Origin of the sequence: Mesorhizobium hunchu, assembly GCF_040081975.1 — a bacterium.
Lineage (GTDB): Bacteria > Pseudomonadota > Alphaproteobacteria > Rhizobiales > Rhizobiaceae > Mesorhizobium > Mesorhizobium hunchu.
Map to the genome: position 1 here is coordinate 56,119 of NZ_JBEBMG010000015.1, position 8,810 is coordinate 64,928.

Below are 8,810 nucleotides of genomic sequence, written 5' to 3' on the forward strand. Positions count from 1 at the left end.
TGCTTGGCAGTACCCCCACCCCTAACCCCTCCCCACAAGGGGGAGGGGGACTTGGCGAGCGGCAGCTTCCCCTCCCCCTTGTGGGGAGGGGTTAGGGGTGGGGGTAACTTGTGCCGACCACTGATCATTTTGCCCGATGCAACTCCGCCAGCACCTCGTCCGTGTGCTCGCCGAGCCGCGGCGAGGGGCGATCATAGGCGAGCGGCGTTTCGTTCATCAGCATGGGCGAACGCACTGACGGCAGCCGATTGCCGTGGCCGTCGTCCAGGTCGAGCCGCATGCCGCGCGCGACCGTCTGTTGGTCGGCGAATGCCTGGCCGATGGTGTTGATGGGACTTGCCGGGACGCCGGCTGTTTCCAGCTTCGCCAACAACTCGTCGCGCGCGAAGGCACCGAGCGCCGTCACCATGTGCTCGCGCAACGCTTCGCGGTTGGCGACGCGGGCGGCGTTGGTGGCGAAGTCCGGATCGGCGGCGAGCCCCGCCAGTCCCACCACGGCGCAGAACTTCGCAAACTGGCCGTCATTGCCGACGGCGAGGATGAAATGCCCGTCCTTTACCGGCAATACCTCGTAGGGCGCGATGTTGGGATGCGCATTGCCCATCTGCACGGGCGAGACGCCGGAGACCAGATAGTTCAGGTTCTGGTTGGCGAGCACGGAAACCTGCGCATCGAGCAGCGCCATGTCGATCAACTGGCCTTGCCCGGTCGCCTCGGCGTGGCGAAGCGCCGCCTGGATGGCGATGACGGAATAGAGGCCGGTAAAAATGTCGGTGACGGCGACGCCGACCTTCTGCGGCTCGCCGCCGGCAGGGCCGGTGATCGACATCAGGCCCGACATGCCCTGGACGATGAAGTCGTAGCCGGCGCGGGCGGCGTAAGGTCCGGTCTGACCGAAGCCGGTGATGGAGCAGTAGACGAGGCGGGGGTTGACTACCTTGAGGCTCTCATAGTCGAGACCGTATTTCTTCAGGCCGCCCAGCTTGAAGTTCTCGATCAGCACGTCGGCGGTCGCGACCAATTTGCGCACGGTCTGCGCGCCCTCCGGCGTCGAGAAATCGAGCGCGACGGAGCGCTTGCCGCGGTTGCAGGCGTGGTAATAGGCGGCCGACAGGTTTTCCCCGTCGTGCCCTTCCACGAAGGGAGGCCCCCATTTGCGGGTATCGTCGCCGCCCTGCGGGTTCTCCACCTTGATGACGTCGGCGCCGAGGTCGGCCAGCATCTGCCCGGCCCAGGGGCCGGCAAGGATGCGGGCAAGCTCGATGACGCGGATGCCCTTGAGCGGTGGTTCGGCCATGATGTGCTCGGCGGTTCGTCGGTTGCGTGGCTCTATCAAGCCCGGACGAGCCTGTCACCGGCCTTGCGCTGTGCCAGGCCTTGCTATCGCAGCGTGCTTTCGGCCCAGGCGATGAAATCGTCCGTGATGAGGTCCCGATTCAACTCGTTCAGGCTTTCGTGCCGGGTCTCGGGGTAAATCGTTGAAACCAGATTCGAAAAGCCCATCCGCCGCATGCGCCCGGCGAGATGGGTGACGGACTTTCCGTAGTCCGTCGAGGGGTCGGCGTCGCCGCCGACGAGCAGCACCGGCAGGTCGCGACGGACATTGGAAAAATTCCGGTCGTCGGCGCCGGCGAAGATGAAGCCGAAGACGTCGCGCCACATCGACACAGAGGCGTCCCAGCCACATAGCGGGTCGGCGATGTATTTTTCCACCTCCGCCGCATCGCGCGACAGCCAGTCGAACGGCGTGCGGTGATCGGGGATCGCCTTGCCCCAGGCGCGGAAGGTGAGGCGCGGCAACAGGCGCGAGGGCACGTCAGAGCCGAGGCGGAAGCGCTCCCAGGTCAGCACGGCGAGCGCGGCGCGGCCGGCGAGCCCGGCGGAGAAATTGGCGTTCCAGATCGCGGCCGCATGGAGGCGCGCCGAATGCCGCAGCACGACATTCAGCCCGATCAGTCCGCCCATGGAATGGCCGAACAGAATGACGGGCAGGCCGGGGCGCTCCTGCGCGATCAGGTCGTGCACCGCCTCGACGTCGGCCAGCACCTTGTCCATGCCCTGCGGCGTGCCGAAGCGCCCGGGCGGCGCGTCGGGCGCCCTGGTCAGGCCGTGGCCGCGATGGTCGTGGGCGTAGACGGCGAAGCCGTGCGCCGCCAGCGCGTCGGCGAAACGGGCGTAGCGGCCCGCATGTTCGGCCAGCCCGTGATTGATCTGCAAGACGGCGCGCGGCGCGCCTTCTGGCATGCGCACGTAAAGATTGAGCGCCGCGCCGGTCGGCGAAGCCAGCGTGGTCCGGCGGTCGAACGGCATGAGCCTCCCCTGAGTTTTGCGGACTGTGAGGCGTGGTCCTTGAGATCGTCAAGGAAAATTCAGGGGCTTCGCGGCATGCCAACTGCCGGAAAACCACGCGGCGTCAGCTATGCGCCGCGAGCTTCGTCGTTTCCGGCAATTCGGCGCCATCGCCGACCACGCGGTCGCGGCCGTCGGCCTTGGCGATGTAGAGGCGGCGGTCGGCCAGCGCGAACATGGCCGCCAGGCTGTCGGTCGCCGCCGATAGGGTCGCCACGCCGGCGCTCAGCGTGACTTCCGTCCGGCCGCCGAGCGATTTCATGCCGTTGCGGATGCTTTCGCCGAGCAGGCGGGCGAGGGCGTGGGGATGGTCGCACAGGATGGCGAATTCCTCGCCGCCGGTGCGGAATGCCCGGTCGGGACCGGCCTCCCGCGCCAGCAGCGCCGCCAGCGCGCGCAACACGCGGTCGCCTTCCGCATGGCCGAAGCGGTCGTTGATCGACTTGAAATAATCGACGTCGATCAGGATCAGGCTGAGCGGCTTTCCGCTGCGCAGGCTTTGCGTCACCGCCTTTTCGCCGTCCACCTCGAAGCGGCCGCGATGCAGCAGGCCTGTCAGGCCGTCGCGGCCGACGGTCTCCACCAGCGCCTCGTAGCGCTCGCGGTAGGTCAGCGTCTGGAAGGTGTCGGCGATGCCGCGCCGCGCCGGCAGGGGCTCGGCCTCGGCCCAGCGCAGATAGGCGACAAGCATCACGCTGTAGATCAGCGACGCGCCCATCTTGGCCGCCCAACCGCCGAGGAAGACATCGAAGGGCGCGCCGGAGACGAAATGCAGGGCCGTGAAGAAGCCGGCCTGGTCGAAGGTGAGCACACAGGCGACCGAGACGAGGACGCGCGTGAACAGATGCCGCGAAAGCCAGCGGCCGAGCTTCTCATAGAGCAGGATGATGAGGATGGCGTCGACATAGAGCAGCGTGGTGCCCCACACCATCAGCCAGCCCATCTCGTCGATAAAGGGCAGGTCCGGCATCCGGCCGTCCGGCAGCGGCGCCACCTGGTGCTGGCGCAGCACCAGCACCAGCGCCACCATCAGCGCGTTGCCGAGCAGCAGCCCATAGATCGGCTGGCGCACGGTCGCCGCGTCTTCCTTGATGTAGAGCAAGAGCAGCATCACCAGCTTGCCGGAAAACAGGATGGCGGAGCCGGGCGAGACGATGCCGAAGGGCAGCTCGACGTAGAAGGTCGAGGCGAGATAGGTCTCGAGGAAGTGCATGACTCCCAGCGCGCACATGAACACGCCGATGCCGATGCGATGGCGGGCGCGAAACAGCGCCGTCATGGCGCTGAAATAGATTAGCGCCTCGGCGAGAAGAAGGAGAGAATTCTGCACCGGTCAACCCGACTGGAGCGAAACCGCACCATAGCGGTCCCGTCATCCCCCTCATTTTTTGCCTCCGAAGCGTTAAGTCCGGGTTTATCGCATAGGTTGCCGTACACACGACCCGCAAGGGCAGGGCAATCGCATATGGAATTTCCCTCGATTGCCGCCGCCGCGCACCCCCACCCCTGTCCCCTCCCCACAAGGGGAGGGGGACTTTGTGTCGGCGCCACCGCGCGCCGACGTCGGCGATTGGTCGAAACGATCGCGTCAGCGTCTCCCTCCCTTGCGGGGAGGGGACAGGGGTGGGGGTGCGGCGCCTTCTTCCCGAAAGCGGATTGCCGTCAGCACCATGATCGCCTACATAGCGGCCAACCCCGTTCCGAACGGCAAATCCATTCATCCGACACTTGAGGAAAGCGCGCGTGGCTCGCCAGTTCATCTATCACATGTCCGGCCTCTCGAAGGCCTACGGCGCCAAGAAGGTGCTCGACAACGTTCATCTGTCCTTCTATCCCGACGCCAAGATCGGCATCCTCGGCCCCAACGGCGCCGGCAAGTCGACCATCCTCAAGATCATGGCGGGGATGGACAAGGAGTACCAGGGCGAGGCGTGGCTGGCCGAGGGCGCGACCGTCGGCTACCTGGCGCAGGAGCCGCATCTCGATCCGGACAAGACCGTGTTCGAGAACGTCATGGACGGCGTCAAGAAGAAGACGGCCATCATCGACCGCTACAACGAGCTGATGGCCAACTATTCCGACGAGACGGCGGAAGAGGGCGCCCAGCTCCAGGACGAGATGGACCGGCTCAATTTGTGGGACCTCGAACAGCAGGTCGAGATGGCGATGGACGCGCTGGCCTGCCCGCCCAAGGACGCCGACGTCACCACCCTGTCGGGCGGCGAGCGCCGCCGCGTGGCGCTGTGCCGGCTGCTGCTCGAACAGCCCGACCTGCTGCTGCTCGACGAGCCGACCAACCATCTCGACGCCGAGACGACGCAGTGGCTGGAAAAGCACCTGCGCGACTATCCGGGCGCCGTGCTGATCATCACCCACGACCGCTACTTCCTCGACAACGTCACCGGCTGGATCCTCGAGCTCGACCGCGGCCGGGGCATTCCCTACGAGGGCAACTACACCAAGTATCTCGACGCCAAGGCAAAACGCTTGATCCAGGAAGGCCGCGAGGACGACGCCCGCCAGAAGGCGATCTGGCGCGAGCGCGAGTGGATCGCCTCCTCGCCCAAGGCGCGCCAGACCAAGTCGAAGGCGCGCATCAGCGCCTATGAGGACCTCTTGGAGCAGGCCAACAACCGCAAGCCGACCGATACGCAGATCGTCATCCCGACCAGCGAGCGGCTGGGCAACGTCGTCATCGAGGTCGAAAACCTCAAGAAGGGCTTTGCCGACGAGGTGCTGATCGAGGACCTGTCGTTCAAGCTGCCGCCGGGCGGCATCGTCGGCGTCATTGGCCCGAACGGCGCCGGCAAGACGACGCTGTTCAAGATGTTCACCGGGCAGGAAACGCCCGATGCCGGCTCGATCCGCAAGGGCGAGACGGTGCGGCTCGGCTATGTCGACCAGAGCCGCGACGCGCTCGATCCGAACAAGACCGTGTGGGAGGAAATCTCCGGCGGCGCCGAGGTGATCAAGCTCGGCAAGCACGAGGTCAACTCACGCGCCTACTGCTCGTCCTTCAACTTTCGCGGCGGCGACCAGCAGCAGAAGGTCGGCTCGCTCTCCGGCGGCCAGCGCAACCGCGTGCACCTGGCCAAGATGCTGAAGAACGGCGGCAACGTGCTGCTGCTCGACGAACCGACCAACGACCTCGACACCGAGACGCTGGCCGCGCTGGAGGACGCGCTGGAAGCCTATGCCGGCTGCGCCGTCATCATCAGCCACGACCGCATGTTCCTCGACCGCCTCGCCACCCACATGCTCGCCTTCGAGGGCGACGCCCATGTCGAGTGGTTCGAGGGCAATTTCGAGGAATACGAGAAGGACAAGGTGCGGAGAATGGGACCGGAAGCGCTGACCCCGCACCGGATGACGCATAAGCGGCTGACAAGGTAATTAACTCGGGCAGATCAGTCGGAGTGCCGGAAAATAGCTGCGAAAATCGCGCGGATTCGCCGTTAACAGCGTGGCTCCATCAGATGCTGCAAGAGCTCCGATTAAGAAATCGGACAGCACATTAGTTTTTGTTCCTCCACGCTTTTTGTACTCAAAAAAGGCTTTCCCGGCACGAAACAAGGACTCGTCCGTGAACGGAGTTCTATCTAGAGCCAATTCCGAAATTGCCGCATTGGTCTTCGCTATATCTTCTATACTAATTGAAAATTCACTATAAACTATATCGCATATTACTAATGGTTGCTCGGCCGCTTCGAGTTGTTTTACAGCCCGCGCATGGCCGGCGGCACTTTCATCAAGTGCGTCAATTATTACATTTGTATCAACGAATGTAGTCATGATTCCCTGATTATTTTCATCAATTCTTCTGAGCTTATCTTGGGCGATATGCCTTTCTTGCGGAGGTTTTCTAGCGCCCTATCAATATTTTGTCTTGCGAGAGCAGAGGTGTCCAGATTTTCTAGGTCTTCGATATCAAATGTTTCAAAGCCTGCGACTCGGGCCAGCATCGCGCAGACTCTTGGTAATGTTTTAAAAATGCTAAGGTTTGTCTTGTGAACGGCCGCAATAGGGTTCGGGTTATTAACGGCATAATTTTCGATATCTTGAAAAAATGTGGCTGTTCTCGCTCTTACGGCGTCGTCGTCAAATCTTTTTATTCCGCCGCAATAACGATACAAATCAACGAGATGTTTGCTTGCTAAATCTTTTGCAATGCTTCTTTCGCCACTAACTCCAAAAAAATCTGAAGCTAGTAAATAGGAATGTAATCTTTCTTCAGAATTAAATTGGCTAGTTGAACTTCTCGTTGCTGTGATCCGGTCTAGCGCCAAAAAAAGCGCATCGACCCACCAACGATCTACTTTTTTGCTGGCAAGAAAGCCCAGATCCACCTGTCCATATAGATAATTAAGATTTGTCGACAGTTTTCGTGCACCCTCGGCCCTGTATCTTGGGTCAGATTGTACAAAATTTTGAATGTCGTCCGCTGTTATTTTCGTACTATTCCACCTGTGAACGGGACCAAATCTGTCTGAAATGTAGTGGTGAGCCCAAAGGGCAGGCCGAGATTGATAGGGCTTCGACCCTTTCCACGATCCGACAAAGCTGAAATTGAACGCAAATATAGCTAATCTATCGAAACGATTTGAGTGAGAAAATGTCAAAGCCTGGTATACCAGCTCATCCACTATAATGGTATCAACGCCATCAATCACTCGGTTAAATAGAAAGAAATTTATTGGAATAAAGTCAGGCCTACCCAAAGCCTCAATTCGATTTCTGAACAGAAATCGCGGTGTATCTCGTAGCTCGTTGTTGAATCCAACTCTAATAGCCTCGTACAGGTTGTACAGGCCTCGCGACCGAGCGCCCCAGCTAAAGTTTTTTGTAAAGCTGCCTGGCCTCCATTCGGCTTGGCTATCCATTATTTATTACCGTGTGGAAAATGAGTTAAATTTATAGGTATTCCAAGTTGGCTTATAATCGTCGTCCGCTTGGTTGCCCCAGTATGTCCATCCAGGGCGCGTTCCGCGTGCAAACAATTCCAGATAAGGACCTTTAGAACAGTCCTCAATTAGTTCGTACTGTTCGTCAGGCTTGCGTGAGTGTTCGCGCTTCCGAGATGCAATGAAGTTGACTTGGCTACGACCCGGTGCCTCAGTTCGAGCATTTTTGCCTCGCACGCCAAAGAGCAGCAACTCGGTCACGTTTCGGAAATAGAAGCCTACTCCACGCCCATCGGAACCGCCATCTTTGCGAACCTTGTGCCACACGATGTTGGCCTTGTAGGTAAAGCCCCAATCTTTCATCACCTGAAGGCCGTCAGGCAATAGCGCATTAGGCACCCATAGGTAGAGATGGGCCGTCGTTTGAGCCACATCTTGAACAGACAATTTGCAAATATCGGGAGTCGTCATCGTCTCATAACGAGAAAGACGTCGATGCTCCGGCGCGACTTTTCCGGTCCGGTTTACAAAACGCCAAGGCGGGTCGGCCAAAATTGTTTTGAAGCGCTTGTTTCCAACTCGCCTCATCAGATCGATTGTAGGGTCTGTTGGTTCGGCGTTCATTGGACCTCCAGACGGAACAGAACATAAGCGGAACAAAATTTTTTGTCAATGTGACACGATTCGCGGTTGCGAGTCTGATTGCTGATCCCTCAAGTTGACGTTAATGAACCGGTCCACAGAAAGTTTCTTATCGGACGATTGCTTCCTCCTAAATTTCTCTCACCTTTATCCACCCACCTCCCACCCAGCCTAAAATACCCCGCCACTGGAGCAGGCGATGGACTGGAGTGCGGACAGCGAGGGGGTGAGGGAAGGAGTTGATGCGCATTGTCGCGTTGCTGCTGGCGCTCGCTACTCTGGCGGAGCGCGCCTGCTTCGCGCCGCTTGCCGTGCGGGTCACGGTGATGGGGTTGCTGCGGCCGGCGGAACTGGCCGCCTGGGACTTCGTCCAGGGCGATGCCGCTATGCCGGAGCCGGTCGGCCCGGATCATGATCCGGCGGCGGCTATGCTGCTTGCCGCGCGCTTTCGTGCTCTTGCCGTCATGCTCGCGGCCTTCGCCGATCGTTTCTGCGGGGGCGGAAGCGTCCAGATCGCGGCGTTGCCGGCGGCGGTCGAGGCGGCGCTTGTGCCTGCGGAGCAGGGATGCGCGCGGCCGCGGCCGTTCGACACGTCCTGAGCGGCGAGCGCGGTTCGACCTGCCTGAAAAATCCCGACGATCCAATTGCCTGAAATCATGGCCACCCTTATGCGCGTGCGCTGGGTGGGGTGGGCAATCGCCTAGGGCGTCGTACCCCCACCCCAACCCCTTGTAACTTGTCGTGTGCCGCATCTGCTAAGATTGGGGAAGCGGTGGCGCACGAGAGGCCGCGGACCCTTTGGGCGGCAGAGCCCGGTGGGGAGCAGGGGTCGTCGTGCGCCGTTCCATCGAACCCGAACAGTCGCCTGGGCCGCAAGCGAAGCCCGATTAGGCAAGGATGGGACAGGATGGACGCTTT

8 protein-coding genes are annotated in these 8,810 nt (G+C 60.9%); 2 read left to right on the plus strand and 6 right to left on the minus strand.

The annotated features are described in order from the left end of the window. Positions 1-124: 124 nt before the first annotated feature. The 3 genes from ABMA46_RS19770 to ABMA46_RS19780 all read right to left on the minus strand — a co-directional run bounded on the left by ABMA46_RS19770 (position 125) and on the right by ABMA46_RS19780 (position 3,679). Positions 125-1,297 carry a CaiB/BaiF CoA transferase family protein gene (locus tag ABMA46_RS19770; RefSeq protein WP_349001721.1) on the minus strand — a complete coding sequence of 391 codons (1,173 nt, stop codon included), beginning with the start codon at positions 1,295-1,297 and terminating at the stop codon, positions 125-127. A gap of 83 nt (positions 1,298-1,380) precedes the next feature. After that, entirely contained in the window at positions 1,381-2,310 is a 930-nt protein-coding gene (locus ABMA46_RS19775; RefSeq protein WP_349001722.1) for an alpha/beta hydrolase, read from the minus strand. A gap of 103 nt (positions 2,311-2,413) precedes the next feature. Next, positions 2,414-3,679: a GGDEF domain-containing protein gene (locus ABMA46_RS19780; RefSeq protein WP_349001723.1), complete on the minus strand. Its 1,266-nt coding sequence runs from the start codon at positions 3,677-3,679 to the stop codon at positions 2,414-2,416. A gap of 413 nt (positions 3,680-4,092) precedes the next feature. Here ABMA46_RS19780 and ettA point away from each other — a divergent pair, with 413 nt between their 5' ends. Continuing rightward, entirely contained in the window at positions 4,093-5,742 is a 1,650-nt protein-coding gene (gene ettA, locus ABMA46_RS19785; RefSeq protein WP_349001724.1) for an energy-dependent translational throttle protein EttA, read from the plus strand. Here ettA and ABMA46_RS19790 read toward each other — a convergent pair whose 3' ends face one another. The 3 genes from ABMA46_RS19790 to ABMA46_RS19800 are packed head-to-tail and all read right to left on the minus strand — an operon-like array spanning position 5,743 to position 7,874. After that, entirely contained in the window at positions 5,743-6,141 is a 399-nt protein-coding gene (locus tag ABMA46_RS19790) for a type II toxin-antitoxin system VapC family toxin (protein ID WP_349001725.1), read from the minus strand. Continuing rightward, a complete protein-coding gene (locus ABMA46_RS19795) occupies positions 6,138-7,229 on the minus strand; it encodes a hypothetical protein (RefSeq protein WP_349001726.1) in 1,092 nt (363 codons plus the stop codon). The genes ABMA46_RS19790 and ABMA46_RS19795 overlap by 4 nt, the downstream gene beginning before the upstream one ends. 6 nt (positions 7,230-7,235) lie before the next feature. Continuing rightward, on the minus strand, positions 7,236-7,874 hold the full coding sequence (locus ABMA46_RS19800) for an MT-A70 family methyltransferase (RefSeq protein ID WP_349001727.1): 639 nt from the start codon (positions 7,872-7,874) through the stop codon (positions 7,236-7,238). A gap of 260 nt (positions 7,875-8,134) precedes the next feature. On the opposite strand from ABMA46_RS19800, the gene ABMA46_RS19805 reads away from it, so the two are divergent. Beyond that, the gene (locus tag ABMA46_RS19805) at positions 8,135-8,491 is read left to right on the plus strand and encodes a hypothetical protein (RefSeq protein WP_349001728.1); all 357 of its coding nucleotides are present in this window, start codon (positions 8,135-8,137) and stop codon (positions 8,489-8,491) included. The last annotated feature ends 319 nt before the right edge of the window (positions 8,492-8,810 follow it).